This window comes from Citrobacter sp. CK202 (assembly GCF_030333225.1).
Taxonomy (GTDB): domain Bacteria; phylum Pseudomonadota; class Gammaproteobacteria; order Enterobacterales; family Enterobacteriaceae; genus Citrobacter_B; species Citrobacter_B koseri.
The window spans coordinates 70,474-88,865 of the sequence record NZ_JAOWGI010000021.1 but is presented as its reverse complement, the minus strand read 5'-3'; the positions used below and the strand labels follow the sequence as shown (position 1 = coordinate 88,865).

The following is an 18,392-nucleotide window of genomic DNA, read 5'->3' as shown; positions in this document are numbered from 1 at the left end:
TTACCAATACACACTTAAGCGACTTTCAGTTGCTGTATTTTTTTCTCGCGGCGAATTTTGCGTTCTTCCAGCACCGCGACCATCGCCATCAGGCAGATGCAGCTAATGGCAGCGGCATCCAGCGCGGCGAAGGTACCCGCCCAACCGGTCAGACCAAAGACTGGCGTACCGTCGGCAATCATCCCCAGCCCCAGCTTGGCGAAGCTGTCGCCGATCAGGTAAGCGAAGGTGCCTTTAATGCCGTCCGCCGCGCCGATCGCTTTTTTCGGAACGAAGCCGACAGCCGCCACGCCGATCAGCAACTGCGGGCCAAACACCAGGAAACCGAGCGCGAACAGGGACGCCAGGTAGACGTACTGGTTGCTGGCATGCTGGTAAACGCCGAGGGTGGCGATAATCAGCGCCAGCGCAACGCAGGCCACCAGCGCGCGACGACCGTTCGCCAGATCCGACAGCCAGCCCCACAGCAGCGTGCCGACCAGCGCGCCCACTTCAAACAGGGTAAAGCCCTGAATCGCCACTTCTTTTGAGAGTTTCAGTTCCTGGAACGCGTAAACGGTGGACCACTGGTCGATACCAATACGCACCACGTACAGGAAGATGTTGGAGAAGCACAGCAGCCAGATCACTTTGTTTTTCAGGACGTATTCCACAAAGATCTGCCACTTGGTCATCTCATTTTCTTCGGTCTCTTTGTCCTCTTCGCTGATCTCTTCGCCGAACAGCTCTTCCGCCTTACCAAGACCATAAGATTCCGGGGAGTCGCTGCCAAAGCGCAGGCCGATGAAGCCCACAATCAGCGCGATGATCGACGGGAAGATAAACATGCCGATCACATGGCCGTCGAACAGGTAGTTCGCGCCGAACAGCGCCACGCCTGCCGCGCCAGCGCCGCCGAGGTTGTGGGAGATATTCCAGAAGCCGAGGAAGGTGCCGCGCTTACGACGGGGCGTCCATTTGGTGATGGTGGAGTAACTGCACGACCCGCCGGTACTCTGGAAGAAACCGCTCAGCGCGTAGAAGGCGATCATCAGGAACAGGCTAACGGAACCGCTCCCCATGCTGGCGCTGAAACCCAGCATACAGATAGCGGAAAGAATCAGCATAAACGGCAGGAACTGCTTGGTGTTTTTGCCGTCGGCATAGTAGGAAACCAGCGTTTTGCCTACGCCATAGGTGATCGAGAAGCCCAGACCAATCATCCCCAGTTGCGTCATGCTCAGCCCGTAGGTGGAGATCATGTCGTTCTGGGCGATGTTGAAGTTTTTGCGGATCAGGTACATGGTCAGGTAGCCGATAAAGACCACCAGATAGGACTGCATGAACGGTTTGAACCACATTTTGCGCCGTACATCGAGCGGCAGATCCAGGGTCGGCTTACGCACCTGGTTTAAGAAGTTCAGCATGGGACGGGTATCTCCTGATTTTTTAAGCCTGCTTTATTGCAGGCATTGTAAAAATCAGTCGCCCAACCAGCCTGAGACAGCGTCCAGGCGAAACCGGGAAAATTTCTTAGTTTTGCCCCACTCGGGGTAAAAAGGTGAAGTCCGTCACGTAATGCTGGCCTCGCGCGGCGCCTGCGCGTTCAAAAACGGCAGCAGCAGCAGGGCGGAAATGCCCGCCGCAATGGCAATCACCACAAAGAACCCGGTCCAGTGCCAGGTTTCCATCACCTGCGCCAGCGGCCAGCCGGAGAGCGATGCGCCAAGATAGGCAAACAGACCGACAAAACCGGTTGCCGCCCCCGCCGCCTCTTTGTGCGAACATTCCGCAGCCGCCATGCCGATCAGCATCTGTGGGCCAAAGACAAAAAAGCCGGTGGTGAAGAAGCACGCCGCCTGCATCACGTAACTGGCGAACGGCATCAGCCATAACGAACCGACAGAGAGCAGTATTCCGGCAGCGAAAATCAGGTTCATTGGCCCACGGTTGCCGTTGAACAGTTTATCTGAGCCCCAGCCCGCCACCAGCGCGCCGATAAACCCGCCCAGCTCGAACATCGTGACCGCCGTGTTGGCGGTGACCAGATCGACACCCAGCGTCTCCGACATATACAGGTTGCCCCAGTCGTTGATCGCCGCGCGTACCACGTACACCAACACATAACACAGCGAGAGCAGCCAGATATAGGGATTCAACAGCACGTATTTGGTCAGGATCTCTTTGCGGGTCAGCCCCGCGCCCTCCTGCTGCTGAGCGATTTCCAGCTCATCATGCCGCCAGTCCCCGACCGCTGGCAAACCGATAGCCTGTGGCCTGTCGCGCAGCCGCCAGCAGAGAAAAATGCCGACGATAATCGCCAGCGTTCCGGCAATCATCATCCCGGCGCGCCAGCCGTAATGCAGAGCGGCAGCAGCCATGACGATCGGAATCAGCGCCCCACCGACGTTATGCGCGGTATTCCAGATAGCCCACCACCCGCCACGCTCATTACGCGAGTACCAGGACGTCAGCAGACGGGCGCACACCGGCGCTCCCCAGCCCTGGAAGAAGGCATTCAACGCCCACAGTAATGCAAAGGCCCACAGCGACGTGGAGAAACCGAACAGGATATTCACCACGCCGGTGGCGATCAGCCCAATGCCCATAAAATAACGGGCGTTGGAACGGTCGCTGACAATGCCAGAGACAAACTTCGACAGGCCATAGGTGATGTAAAACAGCGTCGCCAGCAGGCCGATATCACTGCGGGTCAGCACGCCGCTGACGAGGATCTCCGGCACGGCGGCATTAAAACTTTTACGGGTGAAATAGAACAGCGCGTAGCCAAGCCAGATGGTAAGTAAGATCTGTCGCCGCCAGTAGCGGTAACGCGCATCGACTTCGTGTTTATCGGTTATCAACGGCGCATTTGCCGGAGCTTTCAGAAACGTCAGCATCGCCGCTCCTTAAACGTAACGCAGAGGCAACGACACGCTAACGCGCGTGCCGTGCGTACAGGAGATGGCCAGCACGCCGCCAAGCGCCGTCACGCGCTCGCGCATCCCGGTCAGACCAAAGCCTTGCTGGCCGGAATCCGGCGGCAGGCCGCTGCCATCATCTTCAATCACCAACATCAGCCGCTCATCCTGCTGCCAGCCCTGTAGCGTAACCGCGCTGGCATTAGCGTGTTTCACAATGTTGTTCAGCCCTTCCTGACAGACGCGAAACAGCGTTACCCGCTGGCTTTCGCTGAGCGCAGACTCGTCTATTCGCCAGTCGAGATGGCTGATAATGCCGCGACTTTCCAGCTCCATTTCCCGCATCAGCGAACGGATAGCCTGTTCCAGCGTCAGGTCATCCAACTGGCGTGGACGCAAGCGCCCCAGCAGGCGACGCACCGCGTCATACACGCCCAGCGACAGTTGCTCAATGTGCGCCCCGCTCTGTTTTACGCCGCCATTATCCGCCGCCAGCCGCTGTACAATTCCCGCCTGAGTGCGAATGGCGGTGATGGTCTGACCGATGTCGTCGTGCAGTTCCCGCGCTACGTCGCGCCGCACGCTCTCTTCCGTTTCCAGCAGGCGTTCCGCCAGACGATGGTTGCGCGCCAGCTCATTTTGCAGCGACTGGTTGAGTTCGCGCAGGCGCTGAATCCCCGCGCCAAGCAGCAGCCCGGTCAGGCTTTGCGCCAGCAGAGAAAGCAGTAAATCAACGGGATGATCGTGCCAGGTCTGGCTGGCAATCAGCGCGATGGCGTTCATCAACGTCGCGATCAGCGCCCCTTGCCAGCCATAATGCCAGGCGAGCGCAATAATCGGCAGCGCAAGGCAGAACGGCGTAAAGCGTGACAGCTCAGCCGGTAGACCCAGCTGTAGCCACAGGCTGACGGTGAACAGCAGCAGATACCAGACCAGATGCCGCCCGCGCCAGTTCACCGGCTGCGAGACCAGCGCCGGGCCGAGCGGTAACCAGGTGGTGCTGGTCAGGTAATGCCAGAACACCAGACAGATGGGCGCCAGCGTCAACCCGCCGGTAAGCGTCAGCAGCAGCGCGTTTAACGTCTCTTCCCCCTGGCCTAACCAGGGCAGAGACTGTAACAATGCCGCCGCCGTCAAGGCCGCGCCCTGTAACAGCAGGGTGCGCCAGTCGCGCTGATGGCGATAGCGGGAGATTAATGCCACAGGCAGCAGCGTCAACAGGCTTCCGATCATCAAAAGCGGTAGATGCGCCAGCGCCACTTCCTGCGCCAGCCACCAGACCAGCAGCCATTCCGCGCCCAGCAATACCGGCCAGTAGCTGCGCGGACACTGCAACATCAGCCCCAGGCGTAAACCGAACGGGAACAGCAGTACCGCCAGCTCCGGGCGCTCAACCAGGTGCAGGCTGATGCTCCACAGGCAAAACCACGCGGCGGAGAAGATAAAAAAGCAGGCAATAACGGTAATTAACCGGGAGAGGATGGTTTTCATCACCAGCTATCAAACATGCGGCGCGCCAGTTCAACGTCGTTGCTGACGCCCAGTTTTTCCAGAAGATTGGCGCGATGTACGTGTACCGTTTTTGGCGACAGCCCCAGCTCGGCGGCGATCTCTTTCACCGCCATTCCCTGCGCCAGCTTTTCCGCCACCTGGCGTTCACGTCTGGTCAGCGGGTCCTGCCGTCCGGCCGCCAGTTTAACGGCGATATCCGGCGTCAGGTAACAGCCGCCCGTCGCCACCGTGTGTACCGCGGCAATCAGCTCGTCAGGGCTACAGCGCTTGGAAAGGAAGCCGCGCGCACCGGCGTTCAGCGCCTGTTCCACCAGCGCCGGACTGTCATGTACCGACAGCATTATCGTCGCCATCCCTTTAGGAAGCTGACTTAATAACTCCAGCCCGGAGATATCCGGCATGGAGATATCGCAGATGCAGACCTGCACGCCGCGCCCCGGTAATCCCGCCAGCGCCTCCTGCCCCGAGCCAAACTCGGCCACAACCTGTAAATCAGGTTCCAGCCCCAGCAGCTGCGCAAAGCCGGAGCGGACGATAAGGTGATCGTCAATAAGGGCGATGGTGATCATGGTTCTGTCCTGGTACTTGAAAGTGCCTGATGGCGCTGCGCTTATCAGGCCTACGGGCGGGAGCCGTTGTAGGCCGGCCATCCCACAAAGCGCTTACCTTAACGATAAGCGCATGGCTGTTCAAGCCGTGAGCAGTATTCAATGCGTCTGGCGGGCGTACGACTCCGTTACGGTTCCATACTGTCCAGGTCGCAGATACGCACTTTGTCGCTATCAGAAAAAAGCGCAAAGGAATCCCGAATATCGGGCCGGATCAGGGTGGTTTTGAGCAGTGTGATGTAAACATTCTCTAATTTCATCACATTAAGCTGGCAAGTGCTTGCAAACCCAAAGACATTCACTCTCTGGTAAGCCGAGGATAACTGGCAAATATAATCTTCAGAAATGGCGTTCAGCGTAATTTCCGTCATGCCAAACACCTGCTGGCTGTACTCTCTTGGGTGCCTGAGGTACTGGAGTGAAGGATAGTGCGCTGCGAGCGTCTTTATCTTATGAATCAACGCAATAAGGTTGGAATCATTTTTCACATCAAGGATATCTTTAAATTTCGAGCCCACAAAAACATTGATCTCCCCGGCATAGACAGGCGCACTGCGCTCAGCATGCAAGCGCAGTTTCTCCTCTGAGAGAACATCAATATAAACAATATCGCAGTCTACATTTCTACTTTTGCTTTTATGCTTTACGATAGAGAAATGCAGTTCACTTCTTTTCGCGATATCCCTGATATTATAATGCTGACCAAGCCACATCCGCGTTAACTTACGACCGGGGCCTTTTCGTAGTTTTATTTGTTTATCAAGATAGCCTGCGGAGTTGATACTCAGAATGCCATCATCAAACGTTCTAATCTTAACGTCATCAGACAACATTTTTAGAATGTATTGCACTGAAAGATGGCTGATATTTGCCATATAGACATAATGGATTGTCTTATGAGAAAGAAAGCGATTGATTTTCAGCATGTTAATAAAGCCATAATCCATACTGGCGACTAAGCCAGAAGAGAATTCATTATTAACTGTTTCATATATATAGGACTTTAACTCTACCTTTGTTTTAAGGTAGATGATATGAAAACGCGCGTGTTTATACCTCGCTTTAATCTTAGAAACAATTCTGAGCTGAAGCGGGGAGCAAACAATAAAAAGATGCTCAACGATTTCCATTAGTTATTCGCTCTGAATCACAGCAACCCGGCGCATAATATCATTGCAATATGACATCGTAAAGAAGCGCCCCAGACGCTCAGGCGAGTATTGGTCACTTTGTCCGAAAAGATACTTTCTATACTGCAAATAAGACAGTTCATAAACCGGATAATAAAGACACGTCACGTCCGAAAATATTACTTATAGTTATATAACACTCTCGAATAATTAACCTGAACAAGGGTTTCCCCTTGTTCAGATAGCCATTATTACTCAAAGAAAACCGAGATTTTATTAAACATTGACGGATCGGACTGATTGCGCGCCACTTTCACCACATCTTCCAGTTTATCGATCTGACTAATCATCTGCTCCAGACGCTGATCGTCGTTGACCAGTAGCCAGATGCGGCTCTGGTCGCTGCTCTGGATGGGTAGACACAGAATCCCTTCCACGTTGAAAGCGCGACGGGCGAACAGCCCGCAAACGTGCGTCATGACGCCGGGGTGGTTACGGACGGTGAGTTCCAGGATAACGTTCTCATGTGATTGTTTCTGCATGGTTTATTCCCCCACCATCTCAGTATTGGCCGCACCCGGCGGCACCATCGGATAAACTTTTTCGTCTGCATCAATACGTACATGGATCAGCGCCGGTCCTGGGCGGCTGATGATTTCCCGCAGCGCCGCTTGCGGATCGGCTTCATTATTTAAATCACAGGTTTCCAGACCAAAACCTGCGGCAATCTGCATAAAGTTGATCATCCCCGGATAGGTAGCAGCAAACACGCCCTGCTTGTAGAACAGGCTTTGTTGCTGATGCACCAGCCCCAACGCTTCGTTATTCATCAGGATAATTTTTACATCCAGTTGGTTTTCGCTGGCGGTCGCCATCTCCTGAATATTCATCATCAGGCTGCCGTCGCCGGAGAAGCACAACACTTTCTTGTCCGGGTTCGCCAGCGCCGCGCCAATCGCCGCAGGCAAGCCAAAACCCATCGTCCCCAGCCCGCCGGAAGTCAGCCACTGACGTGGACGGTTGAGCGGATAAGCCTGTGCGGCCCACATCTGGTGCTGGCCTACGTCGGTCGTGATAATCGCGCTGTCATCCACGCAGGCGGCAACGGCATTAATCAGCCCGTAATGGCTGAGCGGATCGCTGGCTTCAGGGATCGCGCACGGGAACTCGCGCTGCAAATCCGCCACCAGTTGATGCCACTCTTCGCGTGGCTGAGCCTCAATGTGCGGAATCAACTGCGCCAGAACGTCATCAACATCAGCCTGAATGGCAACGTGCGGTTGTTTAATTTTACCCAGTTCCGCGCGATCGATATCCACATGGATGATTTTGGCATTCGGGCAGAACTGTTCGGTTTTGCCAATCGCCCGGTCATCAAAACGCGCCCCCAGAACCACCAGCAGATCCGCCTCTTGCAGAATATAGTTTGTGCTGCGCGCGCCATGCATGCCCAGCATCCCCAGAGAAAGCGGATGCGCCTTCGGCAGTATGCCCAGCGCCATCAGAGTCATAGTGGTGGGCAGTCTGGCTTTTTCCGCCAGTTCACGCACGCGCGCAGGCGCGTTAATCACGCCGCCGCCAAGATACAGCACCGGGCGCTTCGCGGCGTTGATCATCGCCGCCGCATCACGAATGCTCTCAGCGCTGAATTCCGGCGCCGCCATTTTTTCAGCCGGAGCAGGCAACGCTTCAATGTCAAACACCGCCGTCTGTATATCCTTAGGAATGTCTATCCACACCGGCCCAGGGCGCCCGGACTGGGCAAGACGAAACGCATCGCACATTACCTGTGGCAACTCATTGATATCTCTGACCAGATAGTTATGTTTTGTGATGGGGATAGAGATGCCGTAGGTGTCGACTTCCTGAAACGCATCGGTGCCGATCATCGAGGCCGGAACCTGACCGGTGATGCATACCAACGGAATGGAGTCGAGACGCGCGTCGGCAATGGCGGTGACCAGGTTAGTCGCGCCCGGCCCGCTACAGGCCATACATACCGCGGGTTTACCGTCGGTTCGCGCCATCCCCTGAGCGATAAACCCCGCCCCCTGTTCATGGCGCGCCAGGATGTGGCGAATTTGCGTACTTTGGCTTAAGGCGTCGTAAACGGGGAGAATCGAACCGCCCGGAATGCCAGTGACGATGTTAATGCCCTGACGTTCCAGAAAATGAACGATAAACTCTGCGCCCGTAAAGCGCGTACGCAGGGATGTTGATGTTGTGCCCGAACTTGCCATGCTCCAGTCCTTTTATTCTGGGCCGACTTGCCGGGAAGGTATCTTAAACGAAAAACCCCGCCCGGTTTGCGCCGGCGGGGTTTTGGAATCGTGTGTTGTTCCAGTCCCTACGGCGCATTGCCGACCACCACCACCACACGCACGACGACCACTGCGGCAGGTTGCGCAGTTTTTAGTAGGGTCGCAGTCAGCATGGAAGGGTTCATTAGGGACCTTGTCTGTTTATGGATTAACAGGTTTTATACAAGCACAGCTTTTCAGGCATGACAACGGAAAATTTTTCATCTGCACAAAAATGCGTCGACGATCACGCTTTGCCAGATGCCGACGCAGGCCTGCAAAACAAAAAACCCCGCCGGAGCGAGGTTTTTATCAGCGTTATGCGGTTGGTTGCCGCAAAGCACACTGTGTTATATCAACATCAGAAGTATACGCGTTCCGCGAAGAACACGCAATTTCGGCACGAATTTTGACGCATTTGAGTATGGATCAGAAGTCGCGATCCGTCCACAAAACACTGTTCATTCATACAGTATTTATCTATAATATCACTGTACGCAATGTGTTATAGGGGGCCGCATCGTAACCGGCGCAACAAAGTCCTGGCTGAAACGGGTGGTGCCGTCAGCGCCTTAACCCCCGTGTGAGCACACTGTGTTATGTCAACAAAAGGTGCTGACAACAGGCGGCGGAGAGGTACGTCAGCACCGTGCTCCTTTTACCAGAAGGAGAGCGTATGAGCCTCGTGGATATCGCTATTCTTATCCTGAAACTCATTGTTGCTGCACTGCAACTGCTTGATGCCGTTCTGAAATACCTCCGGTAATTCAGATTCAAGCCGCACCGAAGGGGAGCGGGCAACCGCTCCCCTTTCATCATCTGCCTGGTGCTTGTCCATCGTCGATATGTTACGTTTTTATGACAACCACTGACGATACCTGAACCATGACCCTTTCCATTTTCTGCATTTTACTGTTCGCCGCGCTGCTGCATGCCAGCTGGAACGCCATCGTGAAGGCGGGAAATGACAAACTTTACTCCGCAATCAGCGTCAGTGGTTCCGCAGCGTTGATGGCGCTGGCGTGTCTGCCCTTCGCCCCGCCCCTTCCCGCCGCCAGCATCCCTTTTTTAGCCGCCTCCACCGCCTTACAGGTGGTTTATACCGTGCTGGTCGCCAAAACCTATCAGGTTTCGGATATGAGCCAGACTTACCCCCTGATGCGCGGCACCGCACCGCTGCTGGTGGCGATAATTAGCGTCCTGTTTCTTGGCGATAGCCTTTCCACAATGGCCTGGCTCGGTATCGCGGTAATTTGCCTGGCGATTCTCGGCATGGCCTGTAACGGTCGTGCCCGCTCCCGGCGGGGTATCACGCTGGCGCTGATCAACGCCTGCTTTATCGCTGGCTATACGCTGGTGGACGGCACGGGCGTGCGGGTGTCGGAAACCGCGCTGGGTTATACGCTGTGGACCTTCTTGTTGAACGGCACCTGTCTGCTTGGCTGGGCGATGATTGCCCGGCGGCGGGAAGCCTCGCGCTATCTGGCGCAGCACTGGAAGAAAGGCGTTTTTGGCGGTATCGGCACGATGGGTTCCTATGGGCTGGCGCTGTGGGCGATGACTCAGGCGCCGCTGGCCGTGGTGGCCGCACTGCGTGAAACATCCATTCTGTTCGGCGCGCTGATTGCCTGGCTGCTGCTCAATGAGAAAGTCGCCGGGCTACGGTTGGTCGCGGCTGGCGGGATTGCCGCCGGGGCGATATTGCTGCGTTTATCCTGATTGCCGGATGGCGGCTACGCCTTATCCGGCCTACGGGAGCCGCCGGGCACCATCAAACTGCGGTAAAATAATCTCTCGGCAACAATTGTTGCCGCTTTTTGTTTACATATCCTGCCGTTCGGCTCCCGCGCTATTCCCGCCGTGAATATGGCCTTCTTTTTTTAGTGTGGTAGATTCCACTCGCATTCATGGGAATGCGTAGCACCTTATTCTTATTTTTTTCTTTTTTTAAAAGTAATCAGCGAAATGAAAAGGCAGAGAAGCGTCAATTTGTTGTTGATGTTGGTATTACTGGTGGCCGTCGGGCAGATGGCGCAAACCATTTATATCCCCGCCATTGCCGATATGGCGCGTGAACTGAACGTTCGTGAAGGGGCAGTACAAAGCGTCATGGCCGCTTACCTGCTCACCTACGGCGTATCGCAACTGTTTTACGGCCCGCTTTCCGATCGGGTAGGGCGCCGCCCGGTGATCCTCGTCGGGATGTCCATTTTTATGCTGGCTACGCTGGTCGCGATTACCACCCACAGCCTGACGGTATTGATTGCCGCCAGCGCGTTGCAGGGCATGGGCACCGGCGTCGGCGGCGTGATGGCGCGTACGCTGCCGCGCGATCTGTATGAAGGCACGCAGTTACGCCACGCTAACAGCCTGTTGAATATGGGGATTCTGGTGAGTCCGTTGCTGGCGCCGCTGATTGGCGGACTGCTGGATACCGTCTGGAACTGGCGCGCCTGTTACGTTTTCCTGCTGGTTCTCTGCGCAGGCGTCACCTTCAGTATGGCGCGCTGGATGCCGGAGACGCGCCCCACAGGCGCACCACGTACCCGCCTGATCGCCAGCTACAAAACATTATTCGGCAACGGCGCATTTACCTGTTATCTGCTGATGCTGATTGGCGGACTGGCGGGAATCGCCGTCTTTGAAGCCTGCTCCGGCGTGCTGATGGGAGCGGTACTGGGTCTGAGCAGCATGGTGGTGAGCATCCTGTTTATTCTGCCAATTCCGGCGGCGTTTTTCGGCGCATGGTTTGCGGGTCGCCCGAATAAGCGCTTCTCAACGCTGATGTGGCAGTCGGTATTTAGTTGCCTGTTGGCGGGCGTCATGATGTGGGTCCCAGGTCTGTTTGGCGTGATGAACGTCTGGACGCTGCTGATCCCCGCCGCGCTGTTCTTCTTCGGCGCCGGAATGCTGTTCCCACTGGCGACCAGCGGCGCGATGGAACCTTTCCCGTTCCTCGCCGGAACGGCTGGCGCGCTGGTGGGCGGCCTGCAAAACATCGGCTCCGGCGTGCTGGCGTGGCTCTCCGCGATGCTGCCGCAAACCGGGCAGGGTAGCCTCGGCTTTTTGATGACGCTTATGGGGCTACTGATTTTACTGTGCTGGCTGCCGCTGGCGTCGCGTGTGCCGCATCAGGGGCAGACGATTTAATCGAATGATGGCCCGGTTTCCCGCCGGGCTTTTCACATACCGGCGAGATCATCGTGGTCAGGAGCGGCTCCAGCGCCGGGCGCCACGCCCCTTCTTCCCCGTCATAAAACTGCGTATCCGCGTTAATCGCATACGGAATATTCACCCTTTGCAACTCGCACGCCATAAATCGGGCAAACGCGAGCTGCGAAGCGGAAGGGCTATTTTTGATTGATTCGCCCGGCGCCCAGCCGCCAACCCAACTGACATGGCCGGTTTTTTGCTGCCAGCGCGCGGCGGCGTTAATTCGCGCGCGAATCGCCGCTTTCTCCGCCGCCGTGCCCGACGTCCACGGGTATTTACCGTTATTTTTCAATGGCCCCCACGGAAAGATATGCCACTCCGCCAGCACATAATTCTGGCTTTGCGGGGGCAGTTTTAGGGCCGACAACGCTTCCGGCGCGGCGCGCAGACGAGGCGCGACAAAAATCATGCGTTGGGGGTCAATCGCGTGAAGGGTGCGGATGGTTTTGTCATATACCCGGTTCAGGGAAGACTGGCTGTGGTTGAGTTTCTCCGCCGGTTCATAAATCAGGTCAAACCCCAGCAGCGGCGAACGTTGCGCAAAATAGTGCGCGACGGCTACCCACCAGTTGATCACCTCTTGTTCATTGCCGGGGCTGGGGTCGTTTTTATACTCATCGGCCTGATAAGCAATGATCGGAATCACGCCATACTGCTCACACGCCTCTACCAGTTTTCGCAGGTGGATGAGTCGCGCTTCCGTCGGCTCTCCCGCGACGCGTATGCGCACATGCTTAAATCCCTTCGCCTGAAAATCACGCACCACCAGAGGATCAAACTCCCGGATACCCCGTTCGGTGCGCGCCCAGTCAACGTCCATCCCCACACCAAGCTGCTGCGCATAGCGCGAAGCGGTCAACGGCGGCTGAGCCGCGCACACCGTGGCGCTGACGAGCAGGAAGAGAGAAGCAAGCGGCTTTAACACGATTGTCCTTAAGCAAATCATCAGGAGTCATATCACGTATTTAGCACGCTTTCTGGCTTTACATGCAATAAATCTTCGCGTGGCAAACGCTACGTCGCCTGCTCCTGCAACCAGCCGATAAACGCCTCGATTTTCGGCCACTGTCTGCCAGGCAGCGTGGTCACATAATAGTGCTGGTGGCATTTCAGCGTCATCTCGCCGAAAGGCGCAATCAGTTCGCCGCTATCAAGACGCTTTTGCACCAGCCGTTTACGCCCCATCGCCACACCGATATGGTTCATTGCCGCAATAACGGCTAAATCGGAACGATCGAAGCCAATGCCCGACGATGTCGGCAGATTCACGCCAAAATGCTGCGCCCAACTGTGCCATTCATCAGTGCCGGAGTCGTTGCTCCATGCCTGTCGGTCATGCAGGAGCGTACAGTGGCGCAGGTTAACCCGCGCATTCGTTAAGTCATGATGACGGGCATATTCGGGGCTGCACACCGGCAGAATGGCCTCATCCATCAGGAAGTGATGCGTCAGCTGCGCCGAGGGCGCATCATCAAAATAGATCGCTAAATCAATCCCTGCCCGCTGGAGATTCACGTTGTCATTACCGGTCAACATGGTCAGCGAGATGGACGGATAGCGGCGAGTAAAGTCTCCCAGCGCAGGCACCAGCCAGCACTGAGCAATCGAAGGCCGCGAATAGACGGTCAGCGTCCCTGACAACTCCTGATTTTTAATATCGAGGATTTCCTGATTCAGCGTATCCAGCGACGATTTCAACGCCCAGAATACCCGCTTGCCCTCATGGGTGAGTTCCACTTTGCGGTGCGAACGGACAAAGAGCTGAATCCCCAGCTCCTCTTCCAGTTGATTAATTCGATGGCTGACCGCGCTGGGACTTAGCGACAGCTCATCCGCCGCCAGCGCAAAAGACTGATGCCTGGCCGCCACTTCAAAGGTGTACAGCTTTGATAATTGCCAGCCGTTGAGTAAACGGTTTCTGCCGTCGCGTAAGGGTTCCATCGCCGCCTCTGTGACCTCTTTTTGGCTTTGCAGTGTAAAAAAATGCGCCTGGAAAATCAGCGCAAAGATGAATCAAAGTGAACCATATCGCATAAACAGACCATTATTGGATGCAAATCACCCTTTTGATTCAATCTGGCTCATGCGAAGGGCAATTTATATCGTTTGTCAGCAAGTGCCGTTTTTTCGTCCAATACGCCTATGTTAATCACAGGGTAAGGTGAGATATGCACTCTCAAATTTGGGTTGTGAGCACGCTGCTGGTAAGCATCGTGCTAATCGTGCTGACCATCGTGAAATTCAGGTTCCACCCGTTTCTGGCACTGCTGCTGGCCAGTTTCTTTGTGGGCGCGATGATGGGCATGGGGCCGCTGGAGATGGTCAATGCGATTGAAAGCGGTATTGGCGGCACGTTAGGCTTCCTCGCCGCCGTCATCGGTCTCGGAACCATTCTCGGCAAAATGATGGAAGTGTCCGGCGCGGCAGAACGGATCGGCCTGACGCTCCAGCGTTGCCGCTGGCTTTCCGCTGACGTGATCATGGTGCTGGTGGGGCTGATTTGCGGCATCACGCTGTTTGTGGAAGTGGGTGTGGTGCTGCTCATCCCACTGGCATTTTCGATAGCGAAGAAAACCAACACGTCGCTGCTGAAGCTGGCTATTCCGCTGTGTACCGCGCTAATGGCGGTGCATTGCGTGGTGCCGCCGCATCCGGCTGCGCTGTTTGTGGCGAATAAGCTGGGCGCGGATATCGGTTCCGTTATCGTCTACGGTTTGCTGGTTGGGCTGGTGGCGTCGCTGGTCGGCGGGCCGCTATTCCTGAAGTTCCTCGGCAACCGCCTGCCGTTTAAGCCGGTGCCGGGGGAGTTTGCGGATCTCGAAGTGCGCGATGAAAATACGCTGCCTTCTTTACGCGCGACGCTGTTTACCGTCCTGCTGCCGATTGGCCTGATGCTGGTAAAAACCGTTGCCGAACTGAATATGACGCAGGGCGGCACGCTGTATACGCTGCTGGAGTTTATCGGCAACCCGATCACCGCAATGTTTATCGCCGTTTTCGTGGCCTATTACATTCTCGGCCTGCGTCAGCATATCGGTATGGGTACGTTGCTGACCCATACCGAAAACGGCTTTGGCTCGATTGCTAACATCCTGCTGATTATCGGTGCAGGCGGCGCGTTCAACGCTATCCTCAAAAGCAGCGGTCTGGCGGATACGCTGGCGGTGATCCTCTCCAATATGCACATGCACCCGATTCTGCTGGCCTGGCTGGTGGCGCTGATTCTGCACGCCGCAGTGGGTTCCGCAACGGTCGCGATGATGGGCGCGACGGCGATTGTCGCGCCGATGCTGCCGCTCTACCCCAACGTCAGCCCGGAGATCATCGCCATTGCCATCGGTTCCGGCGCGATTGGCTGCACGATCGTGACCGACTCCCTCTTCTGGCTGGTGAAGCAATACTGCGGCGCCACCCTGAATGAAACATTTAAGTACTATACAACCGCGACATTTATCGCGTCGGTTGTTGCTCTGGCGGGCACATTCCTGCTTTCCTTTATCATCTAAGCGCAAAGAGACGTATTATGGAAAACGCTAAAATGACTTCACTCATCGCTCAGTATCCTCTGGTAGAGGATCTGATCGCCCTCAAAGAAACGACCTGGTTTAACCCAGGCACCACCTCTCTTGCGGAAGGTTTACCCTATGTTGGTCTGACAGCGCAGGATGTACAGGATGCGCATGCCCGCCTGGCCCGTTTCGCGCCGTATCTGGCAAAAGCCTTCCCGGAAACCGCCGCAACCGGCGGGATTATTGAGTCTGAACTGGCGATCATCCCCGCAATGCAGCAGCGGCTGGAAAAAGAGTACGGACAGAAAATCAGCGGCGAACTTCTGCTGAAAAAAGACAGTCACTTACCGATTTCCGGCTCGATAAAAGCCCGTGGCGGGATTTATGAAGTGCTGGCCCACGCGGAAAAACTGGCGCTGGAGGCGGGTCTGCTGACGACCGAAGATGACTACAGCGTAATGCTTTCACCGGAGTTCAGGCAGTTCTTCAGCCAGTACAGCATTGCCGTGGGTTCAACCGGTAATCTGGGGCTGTCGATTGGCATTATGAGCGCCTGTATCGGCTTTAAGGTGACGGTGCATATGTCCGCCGACGCCCGCGCCTGGAAGAAAGCCAAACTGCGCAGCCACGGCGTAACGGTAGTGGAATACGAAGAGGATTACGGCGTAGCGGTTGAGCAAGGGCGCAAAGCGGCACAGTCCGATCCAAACTGTTTCTTCATTGACGATGAAAACTCCCGCACGCTGTTTTTGGGCTATGCGGTGGCCGGGCAACGCCTGAAGGCTCAGTTTGCGCAGCAGGGGCGCGTGGTGGATGCCGACCATCCGCTGTTTGTCTACCTGCCGTGCGGCGTTGGCGGCGGCCCTGGCGGCGTGGCTTTTGGTCTGAAACTGGCATTTGGCGACAACGTCCACTGCTTCTTCGCCGAACCAACCCACTCTCCGTGCATGTTACTGGGCGTGTATACCGGCCTGCATGATGCCATTTCCGTCCAGGAGATTGGCGTCGATAACCTGACGGCAGCAGACGGCCTGGCGGTGGGGCGCGCATCCGGGTTTGTAGGGCGGGCAATGGAACGTCTGTTGGACGGGCTGTACACCCTCGACGATCGGACGATGTACGACATGCTGGGTTGGCTGGCGCAGGAAGAAGGCATTCGCCTGGAGCCGTCCGCACTGGCGGGAATGGCCGGGCCGCAGCGTGTTTGCCGTTCGACGGATTACCAGCAGATGCACGCCTTCAGCGCTGAGCAGCTTAATCACGCCACGCATCTGGTGTGGGCGACCGGCGGCGGTATGGTGCCGGAAGGAGAGATGGCGCAGTACCTGGCGAAAGGGCGCTAAACGTCACTAACCTTAACGCAGCATCGCCATCAGCTCCATCGGTGAGCGATGCTGTTTAATCAGATCCCGCATGACGCGCATATGCGGCGACGTGTGGTTAATAAACGCTTTATACCCGCCGCACAGCACGCTTTTCCCGCTTAAATCCCGATGCTTTGGACAATCACCGTTGCAGAATCGCAATAAGGCACAGTCCAGGCAATCCGCCCCCAGCGTTGATTTTTTCTGCTGTCCAAATTCACTCGCCTGCGGGCTGGCATTCAGCATATGTAGTGGCGTTTGATGGATATTACCCAGCCGGAACGCCGGGTAGACATAGTGATCGCACTGATAGAGATCGCCGTTTGCTTCCAGGGCGAACGCGTGACCGCAGGTTTCGCTAAGCGCGCACATTTGTGCCGGATGCCCGCTCCACACGCCCAGCATCGAATCAAACAGTTGCACAAAAACGCGCCCAATATCTTCCCGAACCCAGAGATCAAACACACCGTTGAGAAAACGCCCCCAGTCTTCCGACGTCACGGAATCAGCGGTCAGTTTGCCGCTATCGTCACGTTCAACCAACGGAATGAACTGAAGAAAAGGCGTGCCAAGCTGGCGAAGATAGCGATACATACGCGCAGGCTGCTGGCTGTTCAGCCGATTCACCACCACCAACAGGTTGAAGTCCACGCGATGGGCAACCAGCCTTGCTATCGCTTCCACCACCTTATGATGCGTTGGTTTTCCACTACGGCTAACGCGGTAAGCATCATGTAAATCGGCGGGGCCATCCAGTGAGATACCGACCAGCCAGCCGTTATCGCGTAAGAATCGGCACCACTCGTCACTGAGTAAAATGCCGTTGGTCTGGAAGGTATTCTGGATGCGTTTCCCCTCTCCATAGCGTTTTTGCAACGCGACCACGCGGTGAAAAAAATCGAGTCCACACAGCGTCGGCTCTCCGCCCTGCCAGGCAAACAGCACATCATCAACCGGCTGCGCGGCAATATGCTGGCAAATAAAAGCCTCTAAGGTCGCGTTATCCATAACGGGTTGAGAGGGTTTATCGATATAAAAACAGTAATGGCAATCAAGGTTACAACGTGAGCTGGCCGGTTTAGCCATGACCTGACATCCTGTCATGCAACATCCCTAATAAAGACGATAAGTTGACGAATATGCGTTACAGCAAACAGTATTGCGAGGGACAACACCGCGAGAGAGATCAAAAATTTGTCACGCACGGCGCGAGATTCGGAAAAATCACTGTGCGCCACATCCATCAGGTTACGGCTGCGGGTATAGCGCCAGAGGATGAGCGCGACAATCGCCAGCACGCCAATAGAAACCCAGAACAGAAACCCCGCCTGATGCCAGTTATGTTTCAGCGCCAGCGCCATCAATGCGCCATAGCCTAACAGGGTACGAAACCAGGCCAGCGACGTGCGCTCCGGCTGTAGACCGGGATCAACCTGACGGCGGGCTTTGCGGCTATCCGGCATACAGCACCAGCGCCATGACAATCACCGCAACAATCATCAGCATCAGGCTGATTATCAGCAGACTATGGGTGTACGGCAGGTCTTCTTTCAGACGCATCGCTTTTTCGTTGCGTAGCCAGCGCAGATAGCCATAAATCGCCAGGCCGCCCGCAAAGAGACACAGCAGCAGCGCCAGCAGTTCGCGAATTACCGGCGTGGCGAAGTCCGGCGCGAGTTGGTCAAGCCCGACGCCCGCCGCCAGAAACCCCAGCGCGGTGCGAATCCACGCCAGAAAGGTACGCTCATTTGCCAGCGAGAAGCGGTAATCCGGCGCTTCTCCGAGGCGGGAAATCTTCATGACGGCTCCTTTAAATTATTGCCGGATGGCGGCGTAAACGCCTTATCCGGCCTACG

18 protein-coding genes are annotated in these 18,392 nt (G+C 56.0%); 5 read left to right on the top strand and 13 right to left on the bottom strand.

The genetic code is table 11. The annotated features are described in order from the left end of the window. Window positions 1-14: 14 nt before the first annotated feature. The 8 genes from uhpT to ivbL all read right to left on the bottom strand — a co-directional run bounded on the left by uhpT (window position 15) and on the right by ivbL (window position 8,596). Window positions 15-1,406, bottom strand: coding sequence for a hexose-6-phosphate:phosphate antiporter UhpT (gene uhpT, locus OGX84_RS06135; protein WP_012000765.1), 1,392 nt, complete (start codon window positions 1,404-1,406; stop codon window positions 15-17). 144 nt (window positions 1,407-1,550) lie between these two features. Continuing rightward, window positions 1,551-2,879 (bottom strand): MFS transporter, encoded by a 1,329-nt coding sequence (locus tag OGX84_RS06130; RefSeq protein ID WP_012000766.1) that lies wholly within the window; start codon window positions 2,877-2,879, stop codon window positions 1,551-1,553. A gap of 9 nt (window positions 2,880-2,888) precedes the next feature. Next, a complete protein-coding gene (uhpB, locus tag OGX84_RS06125) occupies window positions 2,889-4,391 on the bottom strand; it encodes a signal transduction histidine-protein kinase/phosphatase UhpB (RefSeq protein WP_071259134.1) in 1,503 nt (500 codons plus the stop codon). Then, window positions 4,391-4,981, bottom strand: a complete 591-nt coding sequence (gene uhpA, locus OGX84_RS06120) for a response regulator transcription factor UhpA (RefSeq protein WP_112001389.1) — start codon at window positions 4,979-4,981, stop codon at window positions 4,391-4,393. Before uhpA ends, uhpB begins: the two co-directional genes overlap by 1 nt. A gap of 167 nt (window positions 4,982-5,148) precedes the next feature. After that, window positions 5,149-6,150, bottom strand: coding sequence for a glycosyltransferase family 52 protein (locus OGX84_RS06115; RefSeq protein WP_112001388.1), 1,002 nt, complete (start codon window positions 6,148-6,150; stop codon window positions 5,149-5,151). Window positions 6,151-6,401: 251 nt separating this feature from the next. Continuing rightward, window positions 6,402-6,692, bottom strand: coding sequence for an acetolactate synthase small subunit (gene ilvN, locus OGX84_RS06110; protein WP_012000771.1), 291 nt, complete (start codon window positions 6,690-6,692; stop codon window positions 6,402-6,404). 3 nt (window positions 6,693-6,695) lie between these two features. Continuing rightward, a complete protein-coding gene (gene ilvB / locus OGX84_RS06105; RefSeq protein ID WP_112001387.1) occupies window positions 6,696-8,390 on the bottom strand; it encodes an acetolactate synthase large subunit in 1,695 nt (564 codons plus the stop codon). Window positions 8,391-8,497: 107 nt separating this feature from the next. Continuing rightward, window positions 8,498-8,596, bottom strand: coding sequence for an ilvB operon leader peptide IvbL (gene ivbL, locus OGX84_RS06100; protein WP_047460165.1), 99 nt, complete (start codon window positions 8,594-8,596; stop codon window positions 8,498-8,500). 530 nt (window positions 8,597-9,126) lie between these two features. Between ivbL and tisB the strand changes: the two genes are divergently transcribed. The 3 genes from tisB (at window position 9,127) to emrD (ending at window position 11,600) form a co-directional block, all read left to right on the top strand. After that, window positions 9,127-9,216: a type I toxin-antitoxin system toxin TisB gene (tisB, locus tag OGX84_RS06095; protein WP_047460159.1), complete on the top strand. Its 90-nt coding sequence runs from the start codon at window positions 9,127-9,129 to the stop codon at window positions 9,214-9,216. A 119-nt stretch (window positions 9,217-9,335) separates the two neighbouring features. Continuing rightward, window positions 9,336-10,169: an EamA family transporter gene (locus OGX84_RS06090; protein WP_112001386.1), complete on the top strand. Its 834-nt coding sequence runs from the start codon at window positions 9,336-9,338 to the stop codon at window positions 10,167-10,169. Between the two features lie 246 nt (window positions 10,170-10,415). Beyond that, entirely contained in the window at window positions 10,416-11,600 is a 1,185-nt protein-coding gene (gene emrD, locus OGX84_RS06085; RefSeq protein WP_071259123.1) for a multidrug efflux MFS transporter EmrD, read from the top strand. On the opposite strand, the gene OGX84_RS06080 is transcribed toward emrD, so the two are convergent. After that, window positions 11,527-12,588 (bottom strand): cellulase family glycosylhydrolase, encoded by a 1,062-nt coding sequence (locus OGX84_RS06080; RefSeq protein ID WP_181574526.1) that lies wholly within the window; start codon window positions 12,586-12,588, stop codon window positions 11,527-11,529. The genes emrD and OGX84_RS06080 overlap by 74 nt on opposite strands. An 89-nt stretch (window positions 12,589-12,677) precedes the next feature. Next, the gene (dsdC, locus tag OGX84_RS06075; RefSeq protein ID WP_024130072.1) at window positions 12,678-13,604 is read right to left on the bottom strand and encodes a DNA-binding transcriptional regulator DsdC; all 927 of its coding nucleotides are present in this window, start codon (window positions 13,602-13,604) and stop codon (window positions 12,678-12,680) included. A 227-nt stretch (window positions 13,605-13,831) separates the two neighbouring features. On the opposite strand from dsdC, the gene dsdX reads away from it, so the two are divergent. Both dsdX and dsdA read left to right on the top strand, forming a co-directional pair. Continuing rightward, window positions 13,832-15,169 (top strand): D-serine transporter DsdX, encoded by a 1,338-nt coding sequence (dsdX, locus tag OGX84_RS06070; RefSeq protein WP_112001383.1) that lies wholly within the window; start codon window positions 13,832-13,834, stop codon window positions 15,167-15,169. Between the two features lie 17 nt (window positions 15,170-15,186). After that, entirely contained in the window at window positions 15,187-16,515 is a 1,329-nt protein-coding gene (dsdA, locus tag OGX84_RS06065) for a D-serine ammonia-lyase (protein WP_112001382.1), read from the top strand. 12 nt (window positions 16,516-16,527) lie between these two features. Here the strand turns inward: dsdA and OGX84_RS06060 are convergent, their stop codons facing one another. From OGX84_RS06060 to OGX84_RS06050, 3 genes are read right to left on the bottom strand one after another with little or no spacing between them, the layout of a single operon-like run. Further along, window positions 16,528-17,640, bottom strand: a complete 1,113-nt coding sequence (locus OGX84_RS06060) for an anaerobic sulfatase maturase (RefSeq protein ID WP_181574525.1) — start codon at window positions 17,638-17,640, stop codon at window positions 16,528-16,530. Beyond that, entirely contained in the window at window positions 17,637-17,999 is a 363-nt protein-coding gene (locus OGX84_RS06055) for a DUF202 domain-containing protein (RefSeq protein ID WP_012000783.1), read from the bottom strand. The genes OGX84_RS06060 and OGX84_RS06055 overlap by 4 nt, the downstream gene beginning before the upstream one ends. Then, window positions 17,989-18,336 (bottom strand): YidH family protein, encoded by a 348-nt coding sequence (locus OGX84_RS06050; RefSeq protein WP_049010188.1) that lies wholly within the window; start codon window positions 18,334-18,336, stop codon window positions 17,989-17,991. The genes OGX84_RS06055 and OGX84_RS06050 overlap by 11 nt, the downstream gene beginning before the upstream one ends. Window positions 18,337-18,392 lie beyond the last annotated feature (56 nt).